The 25,356-nt window shown below is 63.6% G+C and carries 23 protein-coding genes; 10 read left to right on the forward strand and 13 right to left on the reverse strand.

The annotated features are described in order from the left end of the window. Positions 1–2: 2 nt before the first annotated feature. Genes octT through AC1Q6C_RS25395 form a run of 7 tightly spaced genes read right to left on the reverse strand, consistent with a single transcriptional unit; the run spans position 3 to position 6,381 of the window. Positions 3–785 carry a diglucosylglycerate octanoyltransferase gene (octT, locus tag AC1Q6C_RS25365; RefSeq protein ID WP_042924057.1) on the reverse strand — a complete coding sequence of 261 codons (783 nt, stop codon included), beginning with the start codon at positions 783–785 and terminating at the stop codon, positions 3–5. Beyond that, entirely contained in the window at positions 772–1,446 is a 675-nt protein-coding gene (locus AC1Q6C_RS25370; protein WP_007731024.1) for a histidine phosphatase family protein, read from the reverse strand. The genes octT and AC1Q6C_RS25370 overlap by 14 nt, the downstream gene beginning before the upstream one ends. After that, on the reverse strand, positions 1,443–1,889 hold the full coding sequence (gene rsfS, locus AC1Q6C_RS25375) for a ribosome silencing factor (protein ID WP_064074807.1): 447 nt from the start codon (positions 1,887–1,889) through the stop codon (positions 1,443–1,445). The genes AC1Q6C_RS25370 and rsfS overlap by 4 nt, the downstream gene beginning before the upstream one ends. A 46-nt stretch (positions 1,890–1,935) precedes the next feature. After that, the gene (nadD, locus tag AC1Q6C_RS25380) at positions 1,936–2,652 is read right to left on the reverse strand and encodes a nicotinate-nucleotide adenylyltransferase (RefSeq protein WP_003944462.1); all 717 of its coding nucleotides are present in this window, start codon (positions 2,650–2,652) and stop codon (positions 1,936–1,938) included. A gap of 18 nt (positions 2,653–2,670) precedes the next feature. Next, positions 2,671–4,134 carry a vWA domain-containing protein gene (locus AC1Q6C_RS25385; RefSeq protein WP_230358822.1) on the reverse strand — a complete coding sequence of 488 codons (1,464 nt, stop codon included), beginning with the start codon at positions 4,132–4,134 and terminating at the stop codon, positions 2,671–2,673. Between the two features lie 8 nt (positions 4,135–4,142). After that, the gene (locus AC1Q6C_RS25390) at positions 4,143–5,054 is read right to left on the reverse strand and encodes an AAA family ATPase (RefSeq protein WP_003944506.1); all 912 of its coding nucleotides are present in this window, start codon (positions 5,052–5,054) and stop codon (positions 4,143–4,145) included. Positions 5,055–5,094: 40 nt separating this feature from the next. Then, positions 5,095–6,381, reverse strand: a complete 1,287-nt coding sequence (locus AC1Q6C_RS25395) for a glutamate-5-semialdehyde dehydrogenase (RefSeq protein ID WP_007731018.1) — start codon at positions 6,379–6,381, stop codon at positions 5,095–5,097. Positions 6,382–6,599: 218 nt separating this feature from the next. Between AC1Q6C_RS25395 and AC1Q6C_RS25400 the strand changes: the two genes are divergently transcribed. From AC1Q6C_RS25400 to AC1Q6C_RS25440, 9 genes are all read left to right on the forward strand, one after another. Then, positions 6,600–7,703 (forward strand): NADH:flavin oxidoreductase/NADH oxidase, encoded by a 1,104-nt coding sequence (locus AC1Q6C_RS25400; RefSeq protein WP_042924054.1) that lies wholly within the window; start codon positions 6,600–6,602, stop codon positions 7,701–7,703. 243 nt (positions 7,704–7,946) lie between these two features. Next, positions 7,947–9,389: an MFS transporter gene (locus AC1Q6C_RS25405; protein WP_003944479.1), complete on the forward strand. Its 1,443-nt coding sequence runs from the start codon at positions 7,947–7,949 to the stop codon at positions 9,387–9,389. Beyond that, positions 9,386–10,267, forward strand: coding sequence for a ribokinase (locus AC1Q6C_RS25410; protein ID WP_042450215.1), 882 nt, complete (start codon positions 9,386–9,388; stop codon positions 10,265–10,267). The genes AC1Q6C_RS25405 and AC1Q6C_RS25410 overlap by 4 nt, the downstream gene beginning before the upstream one ends. 53 nt (positions 10,268–10,320) lie before the next feature. Next, a complete protein-coding gene (locus AC1Q6C_RS25415) occupies positions 10,321–11,142 on the forward strand; it encodes a MerR family transcriptional regulator (protein WP_064113179.1) in 822 nt (273 codons plus the stop codon). Positions 11,143–11,181: 39 nt separating this feature from the next. Further along, complete coding sequence (locus tag AC1Q6C_RS25420) at positions 11,182–13,281, forward strand: RecQ family ATP-dependent DNA helicase (protein WP_030536630.1); 2,100 nt, start codon at positions 11,182–11,184, stop codon at positions 13,279–13,281. Between the two features lie 160 nt (positions 13,282–13,441). Next, positions 13,442–13,957 (forward strand): diaminobutyrate acetyltransferase, encoded by a 516-nt coding sequence (gene ectA / locus AC1Q6C_RS25425; RefSeq protein ID WP_003944572.1) that lies wholly within the window; start codon positions 13,442–13,444, stop codon positions 13,955–13,957. A 48-nt stretch (positions 13,958–14,005) separates the two neighbouring features. Then, positions 14,006–15,268 carry a diaminobutyrate--2-oxoglutarate transaminase gene (gene ectB, locus AC1Q6C_RS25430; RefSeq protein WP_007731008.1) on the forward strand — a complete coding sequence of 421 codons (1,263 nt, stop codon included), beginning with the start codon at positions 14,006–14,008 and terminating at the stop codon, positions 15,266–15,268. A gap of 15 nt (positions 15,269–15,283) precedes the next feature. Then, positions 15,284–15,682: an ectoine synthase gene (locus AC1Q6C_RS25435; RefSeq protein ID WP_003944463.1), complete on the forward strand. Its 399-nt coding sequence runs from the start codon at positions 15,284–15,286 to the stop codon at positions 15,680–15,682. 9 nt (positions 15,683–15,691) lie between these two features. Then, complete coding sequence (locus AC1Q6C_RS25440) at positions 15,692–16,624, forward strand: D-isomer specific 2-hydroxyacid dehydrogenase family protein (protein ID WP_030536631.1); 933 nt, start codon at positions 15,692–15,694, stop codon at positions 16,622–16,624. 44 nt (positions 16,625–16,668) lie between these two features. On the opposite strand, the gene AC1Q6C_RS25445 is transcribed toward AC1Q6C_RS25440, so the two are convergent. After that, positions 16,669–17,190: a VOC family protein gene (locus AC1Q6C_RS25445; RefSeq protein WP_083291576.1), complete on the reverse strand. Its 522-nt coding sequence runs from the start codon at positions 17,188–17,190 to the stop codon at positions 16,669–16,671. Positions 17,191–17,240: 50 nt separating this feature from the next. Between AC1Q6C_RS25445 and AC1Q6C_RS25450 the strand changes: the two genes are divergently transcribed. Further along, on the forward strand, positions 17,241–18,098 hold the full coding sequence (locus AC1Q6C_RS25450; RefSeq protein ID WP_230358824.1) for an NAD-dependent protein deacetylase: 858 nt from the start codon (positions 17,241–17,243) through the stop codon (positions 18,096–18,098). On the opposite strand, the gene proB is transcribed toward AC1Q6C_RS25450, so the two are convergent. The 5 genes from proB to AC1Q6C_RS25475 all read right to left on the reverse strand — a co-directional run bounded on the left by proB (position 18,071) and on the right by AC1Q6C_RS25475 (position 25,093). Further along, positions 18,071–19,174, reverse strand: coding sequence for a glutamate 5-kinase (gene proB, locus AC1Q6C_RS25455; RefSeq protein WP_003944552.1), 1,104 nt, complete (start codon positions 19,172–19,174; stop codon positions 18,071–18,073). The genes AC1Q6C_RS25450 and proB overlap by 28 nt on opposite strands. A 44-nt stretch (positions 19,175–19,218) precedes the next feature. Then, positions 19,219–20,670 carry a GTPase ObgE gene (gene obgE, locus AC1Q6C_RS25460; protein WP_003944579.1) on the reverse strand — a complete coding sequence of 484 codons (1,452 nt, stop codon included), beginning with the start codon at positions 20,668–20,670 and terminating at the stop codon, positions 19,219–19,221. A gap of 231 nt (positions 20,671–20,901) precedes the next feature. Beyond that, on the reverse strand, positions 20,902–21,171 hold the full coding sequence (gene rpmA, locus AC1Q6C_RS25465; RefSeq protein ID WP_003944532.1) for a 50S ribosomal protein L27: 270 nt from the start codon (positions 21,169–21,171) through the stop codon (positions 20,902–20,904). 42 nt (positions 21,172–21,213) lie between these two features. After that, entirely contained in the window at positions 21,214–21,525 is a 312-nt protein-coding gene (gene rplU / locus AC1Q6C_RS25470) for a 50S ribosomal protein L21 (RefSeq protein ID WP_003944533.1), read from the reverse strand. 319 nt (positions 21,526–21,844) lie between these two features. Beyond that, a complete protein-coding gene (locus AC1Q6C_RS25475) occupies positions 21,845–25,093 on the reverse strand; it encodes a translation initiation factor IF-2 N-terminal domain-containing protein (RefSeq protein ID WP_492666873.1) in 3,249 nt (1,082 codons plus the stop codon). Between the last annotated feature and the right edge of the window lie 263 nt (positions 25,094–25,356).

Here is a 25,356-nt window from a genome sequence, read left to right on the forward strand (position 1 = left end):
TGCTACCCGACTTCGCTCGGCGGTGCTACCAGTTCCGGCGAAACCACTTTCTGCGCCTCGACCCCGCGAATCGCAGCGATCATCGCGCGGGCTACGCCGAGGTGACCGTCCCAACCCCAGTGAATGCCGTCAGGATTGCCGTTCTCGGAAAAGACGTTGTCACGCACTGCATCTGCAAGGTCGACTACGGGAACGTCTTTCTCCGTAGCCCACTCGGTGATCGCGGACACCGCGGCAGGTCGTCCGGCATGCACGCTGGCGTAGGCATCACTGCGGTGCACCGACGGCAGGGTCGCGATCATCGGCAGTTCGGGCCGCATGTACTCCAACGCATTTCGCGAGCTTTCCAGATACTCGACGCTCAGCTTGGGCGGAAGTGCGACCGGGCGGCCCAGAGGTGCAAGCCGCGGCTGCAGCCACTGATAACCCTCGCGCACCACGCGTCGAAGCGCGGGTGGCCGAACGTAGCGGATGGTCTCGCGGAGCGCGGTAGGCAATGGGGACGGCAGCGAGTCCATCCCGCCGACCGCGAACACGACGGCGCCGGCCCGCGGCACCGCCGCCCACACACGAGGATCCTGAGTCAGTGCCCACCACGCGTCGCGACACGTCCATCCGATACGGGCGACCAACTCGACGTCCCAGCCGAGTTCGTCGGCCACGATGTTGGGCCAGATGCGTGGATGATCTGCCGCGAGGCCGCCTTTGGGGCCGAAATACGACAGCGAATCCGCGAGTACGAGGAGGACGGGGCGCTGCCCGTCGGCACTTTCAGAGGACGTCATTTGCGACACTCGCAGAAGCATTCCATACGTCGAGTCGCCACTCGATCGACTTGACGTCACCATGTCCACTGAGTTGCACCCAACTGGTGTTTCCCAATCCGCCGAGGACGGCCCAGCGATCGATGGGTAGGTCGAGCAATGCCGCTGTCAGTGCCGCGATCAAGCCTCCGTGCGCCACCAGAACCACGGGCCGCTCGGCCCAGTCCGGGTGCGTGTCGAGCAATTCGTGAACTACGGGGAGGCTGCGATTCGCGACGTCGATTCGGCTTTCGCCGCCGGGCGGCGCCAACGTGGCATCCGCTCGCCACGCAGATCGCACACCGGGAGTGCGCTCGTCGACGTCATGATGAGTCAGGCCCTGCCATTCCCCCAGGTGTGTCTCACGCAGACGCATGTCGGTGAGGACCGGAAGTCCGGCGGCATCACCGACTGCGACGGCCGTGAAGTACGCCCGACGCAGATCCGAGGACACGATCGTCAACGGCCTGCGATCGGCGATCACCGGACCTGCACTCTTGGCCTGCGTGCGTCCCAACTCCGACAGGTCGGTGTCGAGTTGCCCCTGCATCCGAGAGTCGGCGTTGTATTCGGTCTGTCCGTGACGCAGCAGGATGAGCCGGCGGACAGGGTTCGACGCCGCACTGGGCGCCGACGAAGTCACAGCGAGGGATCCTGCGCGTCCGGCTCGGAAACCGTGTCGGTCTCGAACACCGTGTTGGCGTCGGCGGGGCCGGGACGGTTCTGTCCGAGGCCTTCGACCTCGACCGTCGGGCAGTCCTTCCACAGACGATCGAGAGCGTAGAAGTTGCGCTCCTCGTCATGCTGGACGTGGATGACGATGTCGGCGTAGTCGAGCAGTGCCCAGCGGCCCTCGCGGGTGCCTTCCCGGCGGACCGGCTTGTGTCCCGCTTCGCGGAGACGGTCTTCGATGTTCTCGACAATCGAGTTGACCTGACGCTCGTTCGTCGCAGATGCGATGACGAAGCAGTCCGTGATGACCAGCTGTTCGGACACATCGAGCACCACCACTTCGGTGGCCAGCTTCTCGTCGGCTGCCAAGGCCGCGATGCGTGCCATGTCGATGGCTTCGGTGTTTGCGCTCACTCGATGTTCTCCAGTTTCGTCTTCAGAAAGTACTTGTTGTGCTCGGCTAGCTCGATTCGGCGCCCGGGACGGCTTCCGACTTCCCCGGTGCGGGCTCCGACATCGTTGTAGCTCCGTCGCGGCGCTCCGCGTCGACAGGTCGATACAGGTTCCGCTTCGAGATGTACTGCACCACTCCGTCCGGCACCAGGTACCAGACGGGGCGGTCTTCACTTGCCCGACGCCGACATTCGGTCGACGAAATGGCAAGTGCCGGAATCTCTATCAACGTGACCGCGTCGGCGGGCATGGTGTCGAGGTGACCGGCCAGGTGCTCTGCATTGAGATCGAAACCCGGTCGCGATACCCCGACGAACTTCGCCAATGCGAACAACTCTTCCCAATCTTGCCAGGAAAGGATGCTGGCCAGCGCATCGGCACCGGTGATGAAGAAGAGTTCGGCGTCAGGGTGGTAGGCCCGGAGGTCTCGCAGCGTGTCCACGGTGTACGTCACTTTTTCACGGTCGACGTCGACCCGAGAGACGGAAAACCGCGGGTTGGAGGCGGTGGCGATGACCGTCATGAGGTACCGGTCCTCGGCAGGACTGACGCCCTTCCCCTGCTTCTGCCAGGGCCGCCCGGTGGGGACGAAGATCACTTCGTCGAGTCCGAACCGGTCGGCGACCTCACTGGCCGCAACGAGGTGGCCATGGTGAATGGGGTCGAAGGTGCCACCCATCACTCCTAGGCGTCGAGCACGTTCCACCGATAGTCCCTTCTGCACGAGTGTCGAGCTTACGGGTCAGACCGGCAGCAGACGGGACACGACGTCGGCAAGCTGCTGGGCCGAGCGGCACTCGTGCATGCTGATGACCTCGTTGTAGACCTTCGCCGCGGAGTCACCCGTTCCCCATTGCCCCTTCGGCTCGGGGTTGAGCCAGTGCGCGTGCTTGGCTACTGCCACCATCTGCGACAGCGACTGAAGGTTGGGATCGCGGTAGTTGTTGCGACCGTCGCCGAGTACCAGTAGCGACGTGCGACTGGTGATCGACTGCGCGAACTTCTCCTGGAACACTCCGAAGGCGTGTCCGTAGTCTGAGTGGCCGTCGTAGGTGATCAGTTGGGCCTCACGCACCATCCGTGACATCGCTGATCCGAGGTCTGCGTTCGAGTCGAAGAACCGCGTGACCTCGTCGGTCGTGTCGATGAACGCGAACACCCGCACGCGCGAGAACTGCTCACGCAAAGCGTTCACGAGCAGCAGAGTGAAATGGCTGAACCCCGCCACCGAGCCGGACACGTCGCACATCACCACAAGTTCGGGCCGCGCCCGCTTCGGCTTGCGCTGCACCAGATCGATCGGCACTCCGCCCGTCGACATGGACTTGCGCAACGTACGACGTAGGTCGATCGAACCCGCGCGAGATCGGCTACGACGCACGGCGAGACGACTGGCCAACAAGCGAGCCAGGGGTGCGACGTTCTTCTTCAGCGTGGTGAGTTCGGCATCGGACGCTCGCAAGAAGTCGACTTCCTCGGCGAGTTTCGGAACGCCGTACGTGGCGACCCGCTCCTTGCCCAAATTCTCGGCTGTGCGTCGACGCGTTTCCTTCTCGACCATCTTGCGGAAGTCCGCGATGCGCTGCGCTGCCGTGCGCTTGGCGACCTCGGACTGGTAGTCGGAGTTGTCCTTGCCCTCTGACCCGGAACCCTCCTGGTTGCCGAGCAGGCCCTGCAGGATCTTGTTGAGCAACGTCTCCGGGGCGACGTCACGCAGCGCCTGATAGGCGGAGAACGACGGGCCGTTGCTCGACTGGTACTGCCCGAGTTCCTCGACCATCGCGGCGGTCAGGAGTTCGGTCATCTCCATCGCCTCGTCACTGCCGTCTGTCAGCAGTTCGGCGATCAGCTCACGCAATGCCTGCAGGTCGATCGAGCCGTCTGGCTTGCGCGGCAGTGTGACGTCGACGTCGCCGACCGCACGGTCACCGATCGCCTTGGGGAACCACAGGTCGAAGACGGCGTCGAACGTCGCCCGGTGGGTCGGCCTGCGCAGGAGCGAGCATGCCAGCCCTTCACGAAGCGCTTCACGATCGAGCAGGTCGAGAACAGACATGACCTGACCGGCGTCGACTGTCTCGGACGGGCCGACCATGATTCCGCGTCGTCGCAAAGCCTCGACAAAATCGACGAGGTGACCGGGAATCCCGTGCGGCGCTGCCAGGCCGCCAGGTGAGAGCGGCGACGTCGATGCTGCGGGAGCCATGTCAGACCTCAGTTCAGCCGAAGTTCAGCGGCGGCACGCACCTGGTCCGACTGGTGCTTGAGGATCACGCCGAGCGTGGCGCGAACGGCATCGTCGTCGAGAGTGTCCATGCCCAGAGCAAGAAGGGTGCGTCCCCAGTCGATGGTCTCGGATACCGAAGGGACCTTCTTGAGCTGCATTCCGCGAAGAACACGAATGGTGTTGACCAGCTGCTCGGCAATCGCTTCAGGAAGCTCCGGCACGCGGCTTGCGAGGATGCGACGCTCGAGGTCGGCGTCCGGGAAGTCGAGATGCAGGAAGAGGCAACGACGCTTCAGAGCCTCCGAGAGTTCGCGAGTGGCATTCGAGGTCAACACCGTGAACGGCTTGCGGGTGGCGGTAATGGTTCCGAGCTCGGGGATCGTGACCGCGAAGTCGCTGAGCACTTCGAGGAGCAGACCTTCGATCTCGACGTCGGCCTTGTCCGTCTCGTCGATCAACAGCACCGTCGGGTCCTCGCGGCGAATGGCCTTGAGCAGTGGACGAGCGAGCAGGAACTCCTCCGAGAACACATCCGCCTTCGTCGAATCCCAGCTGTGGTCGACCGCGACATCACCCCTCGCTCCGCTCGCCCCGCCCGACTGAATCCGAAGAATCTGCTTCGCGTGGTTCCACTCGTACAGCGCACGAGCCTCGTCGACGCCCTCGTAGCACTGCAGACGCACCAGTTCTGCGCCCGTGGTCTGGGCGACTGCGCGGGCGAGTTCCGTCTTTCCGACACCGGCCGGGCCCTCGATGAGCAGCGGCTTGCCCAGACGATCGGCCAGGAAGACTGCCGTCGCGGTGGCCTTGTCGGACAGATAGCCAGTTTCGGCCAGCCGTTCGATCACGTCGTCGACGGTCGAGAAGAACGGCGTCGTGTCGGGAAGTGCTCGGTCCACGGTTAACTCCTTGAGAGGTGGGGCAAGTCTGGTGAACTTTTCAGGCGGGTCGGGTATGCCCGTCGCCCCAGACGATCCACTTGGTGGACGTCAGTTCCGGTAGCCCCATGGGGCCACGCGCGTGCAGTTTCTGGGTGGAGATGCCGATCTCGGCGCCGAACCCGAACTGCTCACCGTCGGTGAAGGCAGTCGACGCATTGACCATCACTGCCGCAGCGTCGACTCGAGCGGTGAACTCGCGGGCAGCCGAGAGATCGGACGTCACGATGGCTTCGGTGTGGCCGGTCCCGTACTGGTCGATGTGCTCGACGGCAGCGTCCAGGTCCTTGACGACCTTGAGGGCGACGTCGAGGGTGAGGTATTCCTTCGACCAGTCGTCCTCGGTCGCGGGAACCAGTCCCGGCAGATCACCGTGCACGACGACGTCGTGCATCTGGAGCGCTTGGAGCAGCTTCGGCACGGCAGTCTCGGCGATCGCAGCGTCGACCAGGACGGTTTCGGCTGTATTGCAGACACTGGGCCGACGGGTTTTGGAGTTGAGAAGAATCTTCTCGGCCATCAGTAGATCGGCGGCCGAGTGAACATAGACGTGGCAGTTACCGACACCGGTCTCGATGGTGGGCACGGTAGCATCACGCACGACGGCGCTGATCAAGCCGGCACCGCCGCGCGGGATGACTACATCGACGAGGCCGCGGGCCTGGATGAGGTGCGTGACCGTCGAACGATCCGCACTCGGCAGAAGTTGAACGGAGTCCTCGGGGAGCCCCTGAGCAACCAACGACGCGCGTAGCGCCTCCACCAACGCTTCGTTGGACTTGACTGCCGAGGACGAACCACGAAGCAGCGCAGCATTTCCCGACTTGAGAGTCAGCCCGAAAGCGTCGACGGTAACATTGGGGCGAGCCTCGTAGACCATGCCGACGACACCGAGCGGAACGCGCTGCTGACGTAGTTCCAAACCGTTCGGCAGAGTGGATCCACGAAGCACTTCACCGATCGGATCGGGTAGTCCGGCAACCTGACGCAAACCCGACGCGATGCCCTCGATCCGGTCAGCGGTCAGACGAAGACGGTCGAGCAGCGATTCCTCGGTGCCGCCCGCCTTCGCGGTGTCGATATCGAGAGCGTTGGCCGCGAGAATCCGATCACTTGCCGCGAGTACCGCGTCGGCTGCGGCGTTGAGCGCAGCATCCTTCTGCGCGGTGGTCAGCAGAGCCAGGACGCGCGAAGCCTTACGGGCTCGGCGTGCGGCGTCGTGCACGACGGACTTGGTGTCGGACGCGTTCGAGTCGACGGTTTCTGCGTTGGAAGTCACAGCGGTCATGAATACACATTAACCACCCACCGTGACGGCCTGCTCGGCGGAACGAGGCTGTGACCACCCGGGACCATTCCGGCGGACCGCCTGCGAACATTTCGGCGGACCGCCTGCGGACATTTCGGCGGACCGCCTGCGGACATTTCGGCGGACCGCCGGGGAACAATTCCGGCGCGCGACACTGTTGCACCCACCGACCTTCTTCTTCGAGTCAGGAGCCATCCGTGAGTGTGTTGTTCGAGCCTTTGACCCTGCGCGGCGTCACCATCCCGAACCGCGTCTGGATGGCACCGATGTGCCAGTACTCCGCTGACGTCATCGGCGACCAGGTCGGAGTGCCCAACGAGTGGCATCGCACGCATCTGGTGAGCCGTGCAATCGGCGGCACCGGCCTGATTCTCACCGAGGCGACGGCCGTCAATCCCGAAGGCCGCATATCGGCAGCTGATCTGGGGATCTGGAACGACACGCAGGCGCAAGCCTTCGCCGAGATCAACGCGCAACTCGCGTACTTCGGCGCAGTGCCCGGAATTCAGCTGGCCCACGCCGGACGCAAAGCGTCGACGCAGGTTCCGTGGCGCGGCGGCAAGAGTCTGCCCGCCGACGACCGACTCTCGTGGCAGACGGTTGCCCCGAGCGCGGTTCCGTTCGGTCACCTTGCCGATCCGGTCGAGCTCACCACGGAGGGCATCGAGAAGGTCGTCGCGGACTTCGCAGCGGCGGCTACCCGCGCATTGAAGGCCGAATTCAAGGTCGTGGAAATTCACGCGGCCCACGGATACCTGATCCATCAGTTCCTCTCCCCCGAGAGCAACAAGCGAACGGACCGCTACGGAGGCAGCTTCGAGAACCGCATCCGATTGCTCCTCGAAATCCTGAGCGCAGTCCGCGAGGTGTGGCCGGCCGAGCTACCGCTCTTCGTCCGGGTCTCGGCGACCGATTGGCTGACGGAAGAGCGTGGGCTCGAGGTCGACAGCTGGACCGCGGATCAGACCGTTGCCCTCGCCAACATCCTCTCCGACTACGGCGTCGATCTCGTCGACGTGTCCACCGGCGGTAATTCACCGGCGGCCAAGATTCCGGTGGAGCCGGGATACCAGGTTCCGTTCGCCCGTCGCCTGCAGAACGAGAGCCTGCTACCGGCCGCCGCCGTCGGCCTCATCACCGAACCCGAACAGGCCGAGAAGATCGTCGAAGACGGAAGCGCAGTGGCGGTGCTCCTCGGCCGCGAACTGTTGCGTGATCCCTACTGGGCGCGCCGGGCGGCCCGTGAACTGAACGCCGAGGTAGGACCGCATATCCCGTCGCAGTACGCCCGCGCCTTCTAGCCCGAAAATCGGCTCCCGCGCACAACTTTGATAGCGTAAGCGTCTTACTTGCCGGTAGTCCGGAGCCCTGTGGGCTCCGGACACTGCCGCGGGCCAGAGCCGTGCGACGGGGGTCGCAACGAGCCACAGGGCACGCGGACGCTCGATTTCCCGACCGGCTCATCGGCGAGTGGGCAACGAAAAGATGCGTGCATCAGGTACGTGCCCCGCTCGGTTCGATGATTGCGCTGGGGAGCGCATGTCATGACTACACCAGAGAACTCGATAAGCGCTCTCGAAGTGGCCGAATCACCCGATGTCTGCGTCACCGACAATGCGTCCGTCAAGCGCGCTGTCAAGGCAACGATGCTCGGAAATGCCATGGAGTGGTTCGATTTCGGCGTTTACGCATATCTAGCTACCACTATAGGAAAAGTGTTCTTCCCGGACGCGAGCGGCAGCGCTCAACTCCTCTCTACCTTTGCAATTTTTGCGGCAGCCTTCATCGTCCGCCCACTCGGCGGATTGTTCTTCGGTCCACTCGGTGACCGCATCGGACGCAAGAAAGTCCTGGCCACCACCATCATTCTGATGGCGGGCAGCACCTTCGCCATCGGCCTCATCCCGAGCTACGAATCCATCGGTATCGCCGCCCCGATTCTGCTGGTACTCCTACGCCTACTGCAGGGCTTTTCCACCGGCGGCGAATACGGCGGAGCCAGTACGTTCGTCGCCGAATACGCACCGGACAAGCGCCGCGGTTTCTTCGCCAGCTTCCTCGAATTCGGGACTCTGGCAGGATATGTGGCGGCAGCGGGCATCGTGACGATCATCCAGACCGTCGTCAGTGCCGAGGACCTACTCCAGTGGGGCTGGCGCATCCCCTTCCTCATTGCCGGACCTCTGGGTCTCATCGGCCTGTACCTCCGTCTGCGTTTGGAGGAAACCCCCGCATTCCAGATGATGGAGCAGGCCGAAGAGCGCTCCCTCGCAGATGAATCCACAGGCAAGAAACTACGCGAAACTCTCGTCGACAACTGGCGTCCGCTTGTTCTGTGCATCGTCCTGGTGGCCACGTACAACATCGCTCACTACGGACTGCTCAGCTACATGCCGACGTATCTGACCAACACGTTGGGTTACGACGAATCCCACGGACTCGTTCTGATGATCATCGTCATGATCGTGATGATGATGGGAATCAGCTACGTCGGAAAGTTCTCGGACCGCGTCGGGCGTAAACCCTTGCTGCTCAGCGGTTTCATCGGATTCTTCGTCCTGTCCCTGCCTGCCTACCTTCTGATCGGCGTCGGCAACTACGTGACGGTCTTCCTGGGACTCGCAATTCTCGGCGGCTTGCTCCTGCTGTTCGTCGGTGTGTTCCCGTCCGTGCTTCCCGCACTGTTTCCGACCGGAATCAGGTACGGCGGCTTGGCAATCGGATACAACCTCGCGGTCTCCATCTTCGGCGGGACCACTCCCCTGGTGCTCACCGCCCTCGAAAGTGCAACGGGCAGCAACTTGGTCGCACCGATGTACATGATGATCGCCGCCGTGATCGGCGGTATCGCAGTCCTGATGATCCCCGAGACCGCACGCAAGCCACTCGACGGCTCTCCGCCCTCCGTCGCCACCGACGAGGAAGCACGTCGGATCATCCGCAAGGTTCGTCGAAAGAGAATGAAGGCCGATAACCTCGAGGTATGAGCACGCCTCGAATCGTCGTCGTCGGCAGTATCAACATGGATCTGACCACGTCAGTGTCCAGATTCCCAGCTCCGGGAGAAACGCTGCTCGGCACTGCCTTTGCCACCGCGGCGGGAGGCAAAGGCAGCAACCAGGCCATCGCCGCCGCGAAGGCCGGTGGGGACGTGTCGTTCGTCGGCGCGGTCGGCGACGACGGTTTCGGCACCCAATTGCGCGAGACCCTGCAAGACGCCGGGGTCGACACCGCGTTGCTTCGTAGTGTCGACGGCCCGAGCGGCGTTGCCGCCATCACCGTGAGCGAGGACGCGGAGAACAACATCATCGTCGTCCCGGGCGCCAATTCCTCGGTCACCTCGTTGTCCGAAGCAGACCTCGACGCGATCGCACACGCCGACGTTCTCCTGTGCCAACTCGAAATACCCCTCGACACGGTCACCGCAGCGGCCCGGCACGCGCGTGCCAACGGAACAACTGTCATCCTCAATCCTTCGCCGGTACAAGACCTTCCGGGCGCCCTGATCGAGTCTGTCGACATCCTGATCGTCAACCAGACCGAGTCGGAGCAGTTGGCCGCGGTCACCGGTCGCGTCCGATACCTCGTCACGACGCTCGGGGCCGGCGGCGCGGATCTCCGGTCGGGCGAGGAGACAATCCACGCCGACTCCCCGGCCGTGACACCCGTGGATACAACTGGCGCAGGCGATGCTTTCACCGGCGCCTTCGCCGTGGAGTGGGTGCAGGGCCAGGACCGCGCCCTGCAGTTCGCTGCCACGGCGGGAAGTCTGGCGACGACGGTCCGCGGCGCGTCGGTGTCGTCACCCACTCGCGCCGCGATCGAAAAAGTCCTGAACCGACAGCTTGACTCTGACACCGTGTGAGGTCGTAAACCTGTAGGTATCGGGTTTGTGAGAGAGAAACGGGGCGAGCAAGGATGTTGAGCATCGGAGACTTCGCGAGAGCAGGTCGTGTGTCGGTGCGCATGCTCCGCCACTACGACGCCATCGGTCTGCTCAGACCCGCGAGGGTCGACGCATCCACCGGGTATCGCTCGTACACCGCGGGCCAGTTGGCGCTGCTCAACCGCATCGTCGCTCTCAAGGAGTTGGGCCTGACTCTGGCCCAGGTCCAGCAAGTGGTGGAGTCAGCGGTCACCGTCGACGAGATCCGCGGGATGCTCACGCTTCGCCGAGCAGAACTCGAAACCCGAATCCAGGAAGACACCGCGCGACTGGCGCACGTACAGGCGCGCCTACGGATCATCGAAAGTGAGGGACAGATGTCCGCATACGAGGTTGTGATCAAGTCAGTTCCGGCGCTGCGGGTCGCGGAGTTGACCGGTACCGCCAAGACGATGGATCCGTCGTCGATCGGCCCGGTGGTTCGCGGGTTGTACGAGCGCCTTTGTACCGGTTTGGATCGTGCCGGTATCGCCGCGATCGGACCCGCTGTCGCTTACTACGAGGATGCCGGTGACGACGAGAACGTCGTCGTCCATGCGGCGCTACCGGTAGACGCGAATCCCGATGGCGACTACGAGTTCGCTGTGGTGGACCTGCGGGCCGAAGAGCACGTGGCCTCGCTGCTGCACAAGGGTTCGATGGACAACTGCCTGCCCGCTTATCAGGCGTTGGCCCAATGGATCGACGCAGCGGGATACCTCAATGCCGGCCCCAGCCGTGAGGTGACGCTGGCGTGCCCGGAGGATGTCGACGGCTGGGTCACCGAACTGCAGGAACCTGTTGCCAAGGCCTGAAGCCCGCACGTGTCGGCAGGGTCGTGCACCATGGGGTCCATGACCACCGCCACTGCCCCAGCCATGCGCGACGAAGCCGAGCGGCTGCTCCGCGAACTCGCGGGGCCGGATGCCCGCCTACGCGAGGACCAGTGGACGGCCATCGAGGCGCTGGTGGTGCAGCGCAAACGCGCGCTCGTCGTACAGCGGACCGGCTGGGGCAAATCTGCGGTCTACTTCATCTCGGCGAAGCTGCTCCGGGCAACGGGCCACGGCCCCACCGTCATCGTCTCTCCGTTGTTGGCCCTGATGCGAAACCAGGTCAGTTCTGCCGAACGTGCCGGAGTGCGCGCCGCAACCATCAATTCGGGCAACGTCACCGAATGGGACGACATCCATGCCCGCGTCGCAGCCAATGATCTCGACGTCCTTCTGGTCAGCCCCGAGCGCCTGAACAACCCTGACTTCCGCGATCAGGTGCTCCCGGCCCTGGCAGCTGATGCCGGCCTGGTCGTAGTCGACGAGGCTCACTGCGTTTCCGACTGGGGCCACGACTTCCGTCCCGACTACCGCCGCATCAGGACCTTGATCGCCGAACTCGGCGAGGGCATTCCCGTCCTCGCAACCACGGCGACGGCCAACAACCGCGTCGTCGAGGACGTGTCCGCCCAACTCGGCGTCGGCGGTGAGGAAACCCTCGTCCTTCGCGGCGGGCTCGAACGCGAATCGCTTCACCTCTCTGTAGTCCACATTCCGGAGGCGACGGCGCGCGCTGCCTGGCTTGCCGACATGCTCGAGACGCTGCCGGGTTCGGGCATCATCTACACGCTGACGGTTTCGGCCGCGCGCGACCTCGCAAGCCTGCTCTCCGAGCGCGGCCATACCGTCGCCGCCTACACGGGCCAGACCGATCCCACTGAACGTGAATCTCTCGAGCAGGACTTGTTGGGTAATCGCGTCAAGGCTCTGGTGGCCACCTCGGCACTCGGGATGGGCTTCGACAAGCCTGATCTCGGGTTCGTCGTCCACCTCGGCGCACCGTCGTCGCCGATCTCGTACTACCAGCAGGTGGGCCGCGCCGGTCGTTCCACCGACAGGGCAGACGTGATCCTCCTGCCTGGCGCCGAGGACAAGCAGATCTGGAGTTACTTCGCCTCGGTCGCCTTCCCCCGCGAGCACCTGGTCCGCAGCGTCATCGAACACCTCGACACCGAAAAGGCCACGTCGACACCGGCACTCGAACCTCTGGTGGAGCTCAATCGCACGCGTCTCGAGATGGTCCTCAAAGTCCTCGACGTCGACGGCGCGGTCAAACGCGTCAAGGGCGGGTGGATCAGCACCGGCGAACCCTGGGTGTACGACGCCGAGCGCTACGGCCGACTCGACGACGCTCGCCAGGCCGAGCAGGCCGCAATGGTCGAGTACCAGAGCATCACGACGTGTCGAATGACCTTCCTGCGTGAACAACTCGACGATCCTGGTCTGACCTCGGAGAACTCACAGTGCGGTCGCTGTGACAACTGCACAGGCAATCGCTACGACACCACTGTCGACACCGCCGCCCTCGACGAGACTCGGGCGCGCTTGCAGCGCCCCGGATTCGACCTGGAGCCGCGCAAGATGTGGCCGACCGGCCTGAGCAAGCTGGGCGTCAAGCTGTCCGGGAAGATCACCGAGGGGCCGGAAACCGGGCGCATTCTCGGACGGATGTCGGACCTGGGCTGGGGTCAACGTCTCCGCGCGCTTTTCGACGGTCCCGACGCGGAGGTACCCGATGCGGTGGTCAGCGCGTGTATCAGCGTTCTGGCCGCCTGGAATTGGGCCGAGCGACCCACCGGTGTCATGGCCCTCGAATCCACGACGCATCCTTTGTTGGTGTCGAGCCTGGCTGCCAAGTTGGCCGAGGTCGGGCGATTGACCGACCTGGGCACCCTTCGCTTGCGACCCGACCACCCTCCGGTGTCGGCAGCGAACTCCGCCTACCGCGTGTCCGGACTGGTCGATGTTTGGGAAGTCCCGGACATGAGTATCCATCAGGGACCAATACTTCTTGTCGACGCAATCGCCGATACCGGTTGGACTTTCACGATGGCCGCGCGCGCACTTCGACAGGCTGGTGCTCACTCTGTACTTCCGTTGGCGCTCGCAAGCCCGAAATAGCGAGTTTTTGCCCGAAATAGTCGCTCCGACAACGGCAAAAGTTACATAATGTGAGCACCATCACATTCATGTCCTCACCTGGGGCGCAACGGGTTCCACACGGCCCGAAACGGACATCTGCATGACTTCGACAGCAATGATTGTTACGTTCAGATGACCGATGAAGCCTGTTGATACGAGAGCTATCCCGACCACCGCGCCGGACGCGGTGTTGTTCAGAAGCCCACAGATCGATGACGGAGTCCGGCTCTGGGAGATCGCACGTGATTCGAAGGTGCTCGACCTCAATTCGAGTTATGCATACCTGTTGTGGTGCAGGGATTTCAGCGCGACGTCCATCGTCGCGGAGGTAGACGGCCGCGTAGTCGGATTCGTTTCCGGTTATACCCGTCCCAGCGCTCAGGAAACCCTGTTCGTGTGGCAAGTGGCGGTCGACGAAGACCAGCGCGGCAAGGCAATTGCTGCCCGCATGCTGTCCGACTTGATGGATCGCACTGCCCCGCTGGGTGTTACACATCTGGAGACGACGATCAGCCCCGACAACGAGGCTTCGATCGCACTCTTCACCGCGCTCGCACGTCGACGCGAAGTACCGATAACCAGGCAGACCTTGTTCTCGCCCAACGATTTTCCCGATGGACACGAAGCCGAAGATCTTTACACGATCGGCGCCTAGCGCACTTCGCGCTCGGCATACAGCATGCCCCGGAGGAACAAAGAAGATATGAATATCAACGAAGCAAGCATTTTCGAAACCCTCGAGTCCGAGGTTCGCAGCTACTGCCGTGACTGGCCCGCAGTGTTCACCAGCGCATCCGGATCCTGGATTCGTGACGAGAACGGGCGCGACTACCTCGATTTCTTCGCCGGTGCCGGCGCCCTCAACTACGGTCACAACAACCCGGTGCTCAAATCCGCACTGGTCGACTACATCATGAGCGACGGCATCACGCACGGCCTCGACATGTCGACAGTCGCCAAACGCGAATTCCTCGAGACCTTTCAGCGCAACATCCTCGAGCCACGCGGCCTGGACTACAAGGTCCAGTTCCCCGGCCCGACCGGATCGAACACCGTCGAGGCTGCACTGAAGCTGGCCCGCAAGGTCACCGGACGTTCGGCAGTCATCAACTTCACCAACGCATTTCACGGAATGACACTTGGTGCACTCTCCGTGACCGGCAACTCGATGAAGCGCGCGGGCGCCGGTGTCCCCCTCGTGCACACGACACCGATGCCCTTCGACAACTACTTCGACGGCGTCACCGAGGACTTCCAGTGGTTCTCCCGCGTTCTCGATGATTCCGGCAGTGGAATCAACCGCCCCGCGGCAGTGATCGTCGAAACCGTGCAGGGTGAAGGTGGCGTCAATGTCGCTCGCCCCGAATGGCTTCGGGCGCTGGCAACACTGTGCTCGGATCGCGGAATCCTGTTGATCGTCGACGACGTCCAGATGGGTTGCGGCCGTACCGGCCCGTTCTTCTCCTTCGAAGAGGCCGGAATCGTTCCCGACATCGTCACGTTGTCCAAGTCGATCAGCGGCTACGGAATGCCGATGGCGCTCACGCTGTTCAAGCGTGAACTCGACGTCTGGGGACCGGGCGAGCACAACGGCACATTCCGCGGCAACAACCCGGCGTTCGTCACCTCCAAGGTGGCACTCGACCACTACTGGTCCGACGACGCCCTCACCAAGACGACGTTGAAGAAGGGCGCACGCATCAGCGAATGCTTCGCCAACCTCTCCGATCAGTTCCCCGGCGAGGTCTCGCACCGCGGGCGTGGCTTGGTTCAGGGCCTCGTCTTCGAACAGCCCGAGCGCGCCGGCAAGGTCTGCCAGTTGGCATTCGACGAGGGATTGCTCGCCGAGACCTCCGGACCCTCCGACCAGGTTGTGAAACTGCTTCCCGCACTGACGATTACCGACGACGAGCTCGAGCACGGCCTCTCCATTCTGGCCGAGGCGACACTCAAGGTCTGCAGCTAGAGGAAGGACTCTCCCATGATCGTTCGCACCACCACCGAGATCACCGACACCGACCGCGACATCACGAGTGAGGACGGAAACTGGCGCAGCAAGCGCATCGTCCTCGGCGGCGACCGCGTCGGGTTCTCGTTCCACGAGACCACCATCAAGGCGGGTTCGGTCAACGAGTTCCATTACGCCAACCACGTCGAGGCTGTCTGGCTCGTCGAGGGCACCGGCAAGCTGATCGACCTCGACAACAACAAGGAATACGATCTCGCACCGGGGTCGATGTACCTGCTCAACGGCCACGAGCGTCACCGCGTCGAGCCGGACACGCAGATGCGCATGCTGTGCGTGTTCAATCCGCCGGTCACCGGGCGTGAGGTGCACGACGAGAACGGTGTCTACCCACTGGTGGAGGTCCCCGCGTAGCGTCTAGTCATGGCGACTGACACCTCTCCACGCGTAGCGATCGGCCCCGTCCCCGATGCACTGCTCGACAGCGCGGTGCTTCGGGGCGGCGGTCTGATCAGTCCGATCGACACTGCGGACGCCCTGATCTGGGCGGGCTCACCCGAGACCTTTCCGTCGGAGTTACCGGCGTCGGTCAGGTGGGTGCAGCTTCCGTCGGCGGGAATCGAGGATTGGTTCGACTCCGGTGTGATTCCGAGGGACACAGAAATCACGTGGACCTCGGCGGCCGGTGCATTTTCGGCGTCGGTGGCCGAGCATGCACTCATGCTTCTCTTGGCCGGAGTTCGTCACTTGCCTGCACACATCGAGGCTCGAACGTGGCGTCAGTTCGAGTTCTTTCCCAAGATCGGCACCCTCCGTGGCTCGACGGTTGCGATCATCGGCGCAGGCGGTATCGGCCGCGCGCTGATTCCGATGCTGGCCGCGCAGGGGGCGGACAGCATCGCAGTCAATCGTTCCGGTAGCCCGGTCCCCGGGGCGATCTCCACGTACCCCGCATCCAGAATGGATGAAATCTATTCTCGCGCAGATCACTTCGTGATTGCTGCGCCCGCCACCCCGGCCACCCGTCACCTCGTGGGTCGTGCGCAGTTGGCGGCGATGCAACCCCATTCCTGGGTGATCAATGTCGCGCGCGGATCACTGGTCGACACCGACGCACTGGTCGAGGCCATCGAGTCGGAACAGATCGGCGGCGCCGGTCTCGACGTCACCGATCCCGAACCCCTCCCGGACGGTCACCCACTGTGGGATCTGACGAATGCGATCATCACACCCCACGATTCCAATCCGCCAGGCGTTCGCCCCGCCGCCTTCGCGGATCACGTCTCCAAGAACGTGACCCGCTTCGCGAAGGGTGAGGCGCTGGCTGCCCTCGTGGACCCAGTAGCCGGATACTGAGCACGCCGCCGAAGCTCGAATGCTCGGTCCACGGTTGCCACAAATTACTGTGGCGACTGCGTCTCCGGAAAGAAGAGCGCCCGCGCCCGGCGAGCGACCTCTTCGGCAGGTACATCCTCGACCTTCGTGCATACTGCCCACCTGTGGCCGAACGGATCGAGAAACACTCCATGCCGGTCGCCCGAAAATGTATCGGCCACAGCCGTGACCAGCGTGCCTCCCTCGGCGACTGCCCGAGCGACAAACTCGTCCGTGTCCTCGGTGTAGACGACGATTGACGAATGCACCCAGCCGTCCTGCGGTGATTTGAGACCGAAGTCCGGCATCTCCTGCGAAAGCTGCAGCATCGAATCGCCGATCCGGATCTCCGCATGCATGAGGGAGCCGTCAGGTGCGTTCATCGCATCGACTATCCCAGCTCCAAGTGCTCGTTTGTAGTAGTCGAGTGCGGCATGGCCGTCCGGCACCGCAAGGTAGGGAGTGATCGTGCGGTAACCAGCAGGGATCGGGTTCACTGTGTTCATGTGTACGAGTATTGGCGATCGCACACGTGTTCTATTGAACATTTCGGACTTCCTCCGCGCCTCCGTCTCGCACACGCGCCTATCCTGGAACGGTGCCTACCGACAACAGCCGCCTCGACGCCCTCCCCGAGCTCCTGGCCGGCCGTCGCCTGGCAGTTCTGACGGGCGCCGGCATCTCCACCGACTCCGGAATCCCGGACTACCGCGGACCTGATTCACCCCCGCGCAATCCGATGACGTTCCAACAGTTCATCGGCGATCCGGCGTTTCGGCGGCACTACTGGGCGCGCAACCACATCGGCTGGCGATACATGGACAGCTCCCGCCCCAACCAGGGCCACCGGGCCGTCGCGGCACTGGAACGAACAGGGCGAGCCGTCGGCGTGATCACCCAGAACGTCGACCTCCTGCACACCAAGGCCGGCGCGCGAAACGTCATCGACCTCCACGGCACCTACGCGCAGGTTCGATGCCTGAGCTGCCAGCGGCTGATCTCCCGCACCACTCTCGCGGAGAGGCTGGAAGAAGCCAATCCCGGATTCGCCGAAACAGTCGCTGCTGCAACAGGAGTCGAAATCGCACCCGACGCAGATGCCGTGATCGAATCCACCGCACACTTTCGCGTCGTGGATTGCGCCGTGTGCGGTGGCTTACTCAAACCGGACATCGTCTACTTCGGCGAATCCGTCCCCAAGGAACGCGTCGCCCGTGCATACAGCCTTGTCGACCAATCCGACGCACTGTTGGTAGCCGGGTCGTCGTTGACCGTGATGTCCGGCCTACGTTTCGTCCGGCATGCCGCCAAGGCCGGGAAGCCGATCGCCATCGTCAATCGAGGCACGACTCGCGGCGACGAATTCGCCGACCTCAAGCTCGAATTCGGTTGCGCTGAAGCACTTTCCGCCCTCGTTGAGCACGAAAGCTACAGCGCCACCAAGTCGTCCGCGTGAACCACAGGACGCTGCATGTCGGCCGGCAGATCGGTGGTGGAGCGCCCCAGGATCTCCTCGATCTCCGCAGCGTCGAACGCAACGACACCCCGGGCGACGGGCTTCTCCCCCGGCCCCATCAGGGACACGACGTCGCCGGCGTGGAAGTCACCGGATACACCGACGATGCCAGCGGACAGAAGGCTTCGACGCTTGGACACGACCGCGCGGACGGCGCCTTCGTCGAGGTGGAGGTCACCCGATGTGTCAGCGGCGTGACGAACCCAGAATCGGCGAGCCGACAATCGCGTCGGCCGGGGCGCAAATGCCGTTCCGACATCGGCACCACTGAGTGCCTGCGCAGCGTCCGATGCTGCCGCGAGCAGAACCGGCACGCCGGAATCAGCGGCCAGGCGTGCTGCTGAGAGCTTCGACGCCATGCCTCCGGTACCGAGGGCGCCACCCGAACCGGCAACCACACCGTCGAGATCCTCGGGACTGTTGACCTCGGGAATCAGTGTGGCATCGCCCTTTCGGGGATCCCCGTCGTACAGTCCGTCCACATCCGACAACAGGATCAACGCGTCGGCGCCGACCAGATGAGCAACCAGAGCAGCCAGCCGATCGTTGTCACCGAATCGAAGTTCGGTGGTGGCAACGGTGTCGTTCTCGTTCACGATCGCCACCGCGTGCAATGCCCGTAGACGATCGAGTGTCCGTTGGGCGTTGCGGTGCTGCGTCCGTCGAGCGATGTCGTCAGCCGTGAGTAGAACCTGCCCGACGGTACGGCCGTAACGGGCGAACGACGTACCCCAGGCGTGAGCCAGAGCCAACTGACCGACGCTGGCCGCAGCCTGCTTGGTCGCGAGATCCCGCGGTCGCTTGGTCAGTCCCAGCGGCGCCAGTCCGGCGCCGACGGCACCGGACGAGACGACGACGACATCGGAACCCGCACGCATGCGAGCCTCGATGGCATCGGCCAACAGATCGAGTCGGTGAGTATCGAGTCCCGCCACCAGACTGGTGAGCGCAGACGACCCGATCTTCACGACGATACTGTGAGCCGACGCTATCGACTCCCTGGTGGACCCGAGCACAGTCCCGTTCCCTCTCTTCGGTTTTCGTCCTGAAATCGCGTGGGTCAGGCGTCTTCGTCGAGCAAGCCGCGGCGGACACGACGCGCGTGCTTGCGCTCGTCGGCGCCGATGCGCTCCACCTGATCGAGACGCGGGTCGGTTCCACGGCCCGTGCGGGTCAGATCGATACCGGCCGGCGTCATCGGCTCCCACTCGAAGCTGACGTCACCGATGGTGACGGAAGCTCCTGGCTGAGCGCCCTTCTTGACCAATGCGTCCTCGACGCCCAATCGAGCAAGACGGTCGGCGAGGTAACCAACGGCCTCGTCGTTGTCGAAGGCGGTCTGACGAATCCACCGCTCCGGGCGGGTGCCTCGGACGACGAACCCACCGGGAATATCGGGATCCTTCTCGATGGTGAAGCTGGAATCCTTGACCTTGACCGGGCGAATGACCTGGCGCTTCGGCTCGGGCTTCGGATGAGCTTCGCGGTAGTCGCGGACCATCTTCGCCAGCGCGAATGTCAACGGTCGCAATCCTTCTCGGCTCACCGCTGAGATGGTGAAGACCGGCCATCCGCGAGCTTCGATCTCAGGCGTGACCATTTCGGCCAATTCGGCGGCCTCGGGAACGTCGGTCTTGTTGAGGATGACGACGCGCGGGCGCTTGTCGAGGTCACCGAGTCCCGAATCGCCGGAGAGCGCAGGCGTGTACGCAGCCAGCTCTGCTTCCAAGGCGTCGATGTCGGAGATCGGGTCGCGTCCCGGATCGAGGGTGGCGCAGTCGATCACGTGCGCCAATACGGCGCAGCGTTCGATGTGGCGCAGGAAGTCCAGGCCCAAACCGCGGCCTTCGCTGGCACCGGGGATCAGCCCGGGCACGTCGGCGACGGTGAAGGTGGTGTCACCGCTCGAGACGACGCCGAGGTTGGGGACCAGAGTGGTGAAGGGGTAGTCGGCGATCTTCGGCTTGGCCGCAGAGAGAACGGACACAAGCGAAGACTTACCGGCGGAGGGGAATCCGAGCAGACCGACGTCGGCTACCGACTTGAGTTCGAGAACCAGGTCACGCTCGACACCGTCCTCACCGAGGAGTGCGAAACCGGGAGCTTTGCGGGCTTTCGACGCCAGCGCTGCGTTGCCGAGTCCGCCGCGGCCGCCCTGAGCGGCGTCGAAGCGTGAACCGACTCCCACGAGGTCGGCAAGCACGTTGCCGTCGGTATCGAGAACCACAGTTCCATCCGGAACCTTGAGGATGAGGTCTTCACCGTTTGCACCCTCGCGGTTGCTGCCGGCGCCCTGCTTGCCGTTGGTCGCCTTCGCGTTGGGATGGAAGTGAAAGTCGAGGAGGGTGTGGATGTTCTCGTCGACCACGAGGATGACGTCGCCACCGCGACCTCCGTTGGCACCGTCCGGACCGCCGAGCGGTTTGAACTTCTCGCGGTGTACGGAGGCGCAACCATTGCCGCCTTTTCCAGCGCTGACGTGCAGCACAACACGGTCAATGAATCGGGACATGACTGCCGGATCCTTCCTCAGTCAATTGCGGGTCTCACGCGATGAGCTGAACTTCTGGTGAGCAGGGTTGCTCGGGGCAAAACGGGTACTGCTTAAACAAACGATAGGGGCGGACCGGGTTATTTCAACCCTGGTCCGCCCCTATCGGGAGCTTGGAACGCGTCACTCTCTTACCGAAAGCAGAACCGGCTTACCGAAGTAGAACCGATGACGCACAACTAGCGAGAAAGACTAGACCTCAGCCGCAACGACGGCCGGAACGATGTTCACGGTCTTGCGTCCACGCTTCTGGCCGAACTCGACTGCGCCGGCAGCGAGAGCGAACAGGGTGTCGTCGCCGCCACGGCCGACGTTGACGCCGGGGTGGAAGTGCGTGCCGCGCTGGCGAACCAGGATTTCGCCTGCGCTGACCGACTGGCCGCCGAAGCGCTTCACGCCGAGGCGCTGGGCGTTTGAATCGCGACCGTTACGGGAGCTGGATGCACCCTTCTTATGTGCCATGCTATTGACCCTCCTCGGGTGAAATTAGCTAGAAAGAACTGGTTACTTGATGCCCGTGACCTTGAGCACCGTGATCGGCTGCCTGTGGCCCTGACGCTTGTGGTAACCGGTCTTGTTCTTGAACTTGTGGATGCGGATCTTCGGGCCCTTGGTGTGCTCGACGATCTCACTGGTGACTGCGACCTTGGCCAGCTTGGCCGCGTCGGTGGTCAGGTCGGATCCGTCGACCACGAGAACGGGAGCAAGCGAGACAGCAGTGCCGGGCTCACCCTCGATCTTCTCGACCTTGACGAGGTCACCAACAGCGACCTTGTACTGCTTTCCGCCGGTCTTGACGATCGCGTACGTTGCCATCGGAGGGCTACCCCTTGCTTCTTCGAACTTGCTCGCGCTGCTGCCTGAGGCTTCAAATGCATCGCGACTGGTCTGGTTTATGTCACCTCGGCTCGGCACTGACGTACCGGGACATTCACGCGCACTCTAGGCACACGGAATCTCTACCGCCGGGTGGCGACCCTCCAAGGTTACGGGAAAGCAACCGTCAGGGTCAAACCGCCCCGCCGAGGGGTGGTGCTTACTACTCTGTACTGCTTCTACCAGCTGAAACTTCGGATAACGGTTGGATGTCCTCGCTCATCGCGAAGTCATCCAACCGACCGAAAGCCAGTAGTTCTTACTCTCCGTCTACCGGAGGACCTGCGGGACGTGCTGCTGCACGCCTGCGACGGGGTCTCTTGACGACGACAACTTCTTCCTCGGCCGGAACTTCGGTGGCCGGAGCCGGAACGTTTTCCGCGACCGCGTCCACCACGGGTTCCGGAGTCGGAATCACGAAGACCGTGCCCACCTCGGGAGCTGCCTCGGCAACCGGTGCCGACGCTGCCCGCGACGCCCGGCGACTACGCCGACGACCGCGCGGAGCTGCTTCGGTCGAAGCTGCGGCCGACTCGTTGTCCACTGCGGATACTTCTTCCGCAGCAGAGTCCACAACAGGAACGTCATGGTGCTCAGCAGCAGCAGGAGTATCGATCGGCCGATCTTGTTGCCGATCGGCACTTTTGGATGCATCGTCCCCCGAAGACACACCGGCGGAATCAGACTCGGTCGAGTCGGCCGCGACGGTCTCGTCGTCGTCGTGGTGATGCGAGGCCATCGCCAATGCCACCGGATGAGCCCGCTTGACCGTCGCGTCGACGGCCGGAACCTCCGGCGCCGGAGCTTCCTGCCCGTTGGACTCGGTCGAAGCCGACTTGTCTCCGCGGCCACGCTTGTTCTTGCGCGAGGTACCGGAATCACTGCGCTGCGAGCCCGAACGCGATCCTCCGTCGTCCGAGGACTTCACCTCGACGGGCTCGGAATGGACGATGATGCCGCGGCCGTGGCAGTGCTCACAGGTGGTCGAGAAGGCCTCGACCAATCCGGTGCCCAACTTCTTGCGCGTCATCTGCACGAGCCCGAGTGACGTGACCTCCGACACCTGATGGCGCGTGCGATCGCGACCCAGGCATTCGGTGAGCCGACGCAGGACCAGGTCCCGGTTCGATTCGAGAACCATGTCGATGAAGTCGACGACGATCATTCCGCCGATGTCCCGCAGGCGCATCTGGCGAACGATCTCCTCGGCCGCTTCGAGGTTGTTACGGGTGACGGTCTCTTCGAGGTTTCCGCCGGCTCCGGTGAACTTGCCGGTGTTGACGTCGACGACGGTCATGGCCTCGGTGCGGTCGATCACCAGGGTGCCGCCGGACGGCAGCCACACCTTGCGATCGAGTGCCTTGGCCAACTGCTCGTCGATACGGCGAGCCGCGAAGACGTCGATACCGTTGTTCGGCGTGTACTTCTCGAGCCGCGGAAGCAGGTCGGGCGCAACGGAGTTGATGTAGTTCTCGACCGTCGTGTGCGCCTTCTCGCCCTCGATGACCAGCTTGGAGAAGTCCTCGTTGAACAGATCACGAATGACCTTGACCAGCATGTCAGGCTCTTCGTACAGCGCCTGCGGGTTGCCGGACTTACCGGTGTCCGCAGCCGCAGCCTGCTCCTCGATGCCGGCCCACTGAGCCTGCAGACGAGTCACGTCGCGCGCCAACTCTTCTTCGCTGACGCCCTCGGACGCCGTGCGAATGATCACGCCCGCGTCGGCGGGCACGATGTCGCGCAAGATTTCCTTGAGACGCTTGCGCTCGGTGTCCGGAAGCTTGCGGCTGATACCCGTGGACGTACCACCGGGCACGTAGACGAGGAAACGACCGGCAAGCGAAATCTGTGTCGTCAGTCGAGCACCCTTGTGGCCGACCGGATCCTTGCTGACCTGAACGAGCACCTGATCGCCAGGCTTGAGAGCCTGCTCGATCTTGCGCGAGTTGCCACCGAGACCGGCAGCCTCCCAGTTGACCTCACCGGCGTAGAGAACACCGTTGCGGCCACGTCCGATGTCGATGAACGCAGCTTCCATGCTGGGGAGCACGTTCTGGACACGTCCGAGGTACACGTTGCCGACCATCGACGCGGACGCCGAGTTGGTGACGAAGTGCTCGACCAGCACTCCGTCTTCGAGGACTGCTACCTGTGTAGTCGCATGCGGCTGACCGCTGTCTGCCCGATCGCGCACGACCATGACGCGATCGACGGCCTCACGACGCGCGAGGAACTCCGACTCGGTCAGGATCGGTGGGCGACGTCGGCCGGCGTCACGACCGTCGCGGCGACGCTGACGCTTCGCTTCCAGACGTGTCGAACCACTGATGCCCTGGACCTCGTCCTTGACGCGGGTCTTGTTGCGAGGTTCGCGCTCGTGAACGACGGTGTTCGGCGGATCGTCCTCGGACGTCGCAGTCGCGTCGGTGGCGCCGTCGGTGCCGGTCTTGCGACGACGACGACGGCGGCGACGGCGGCTCGATCCGTCGGCATCGAGATCGGAATCGTCGGCATTCTCGGAATCCGCATCAGCGGTGGACTCGGACTTATCACCGGATTCTTCGCCGGCAGCGTCGTCGGTTTGCTTCTCGACTGCCGCAGGGGCAGATTCCTGCTCCGATTCGGTAGCGGTATCCGACTCTTCGTCCGACCCCTGCTCGCCACCCTGTTCACCGCGACCACGTCCACGTCCACGGCGTCCACGACGACGGCGACGCGGCTGATCGTCGTCCTCGTCCTCGGACTCGGCGCTCTCGCCCTCGGTTTGCGGTGCGGTCACAGCCGGCTCTTCGACGGCAGGAACTGCAACCGGCGCTGCCTCGGGAACGACGGTTTCGGCTTCCGCGGTTGTCTGCTTCTCTTCGACGACCGCCGGTGCAGCAGGCTCGCGGCGTGCGCGACGGCGACGCGGAGCTACCTCGGTGGCTTCGAGATCCGGCTGCAGGAACAGCGGGACCTGCGGCGCGGCGGGAGCCACCTCGGGCTGATGGGTCTGCGGCGCCTCGAAGGAAGTGAACAGATCGGACTGCTCGGCTTCCTTGCTCTGCAGCGCAGCTGCGGCGTCGAGTCCAGCGCTGATCTCGGCGACAGCCGGATCCACTGTTTCTTCTGCTGCAGGTTCTTCGACGACGACCTTTTTGCGAGTGCGACGAGCCCTGACAGGCTTCTCGGCCGGAGCCTCTGCAACAGGAGCAGCCTCCACGGGAGCTTCTGCAGCAGGCTCCTCGGCAACCGGCGCCTCGACAACCGGGTCGATGAGTGTGTCGAGCTCGGCGACGACGGGCTCGATGGCCTCGGCCGCGGAAGTCAACGAGGCATGAATCCGCTGAGCGACGTCACGGTGGAGACTCGACTGCGCGCTGCGCAATTCGGTACCGAGCGCTGCGGCTTCGGCAAGGACCTGCTTGCTGGTGACGCCGAGCAACTTCGCCAGCGCGTGTACGCGCATCTTGTCGGGAAATTCCGGGGTGGTGCTGGAATCTGATTCGGTTGGGGATTGATCGGCCACGTAAGTCTCCTCAGCCCCCGGGCGCGTCCAACCCAGAAGTCGAGTTGTCACGCGGCCACGCGGGAGCGTGCTGTGTGTACTCGCACTCAGAAGTGAGTACGAGATTGTAAGGTCTCGCTCCGCATGGTCCGCAATGCCCGTTATTCACTGCGAGCACATGAAGTGCCTGGCTGGATGGCCGTTGTCCTGTGCGCGAGCGCCTGATCATCCAGCGTGCAGAGGTCCAGGGATTTCCTGTTGACCTGGAGCAGCGATGAAAGGGC

The sequence above is a fragment of the Rhodococcus sp. MT28 genome, assembly GCF_058792695.1.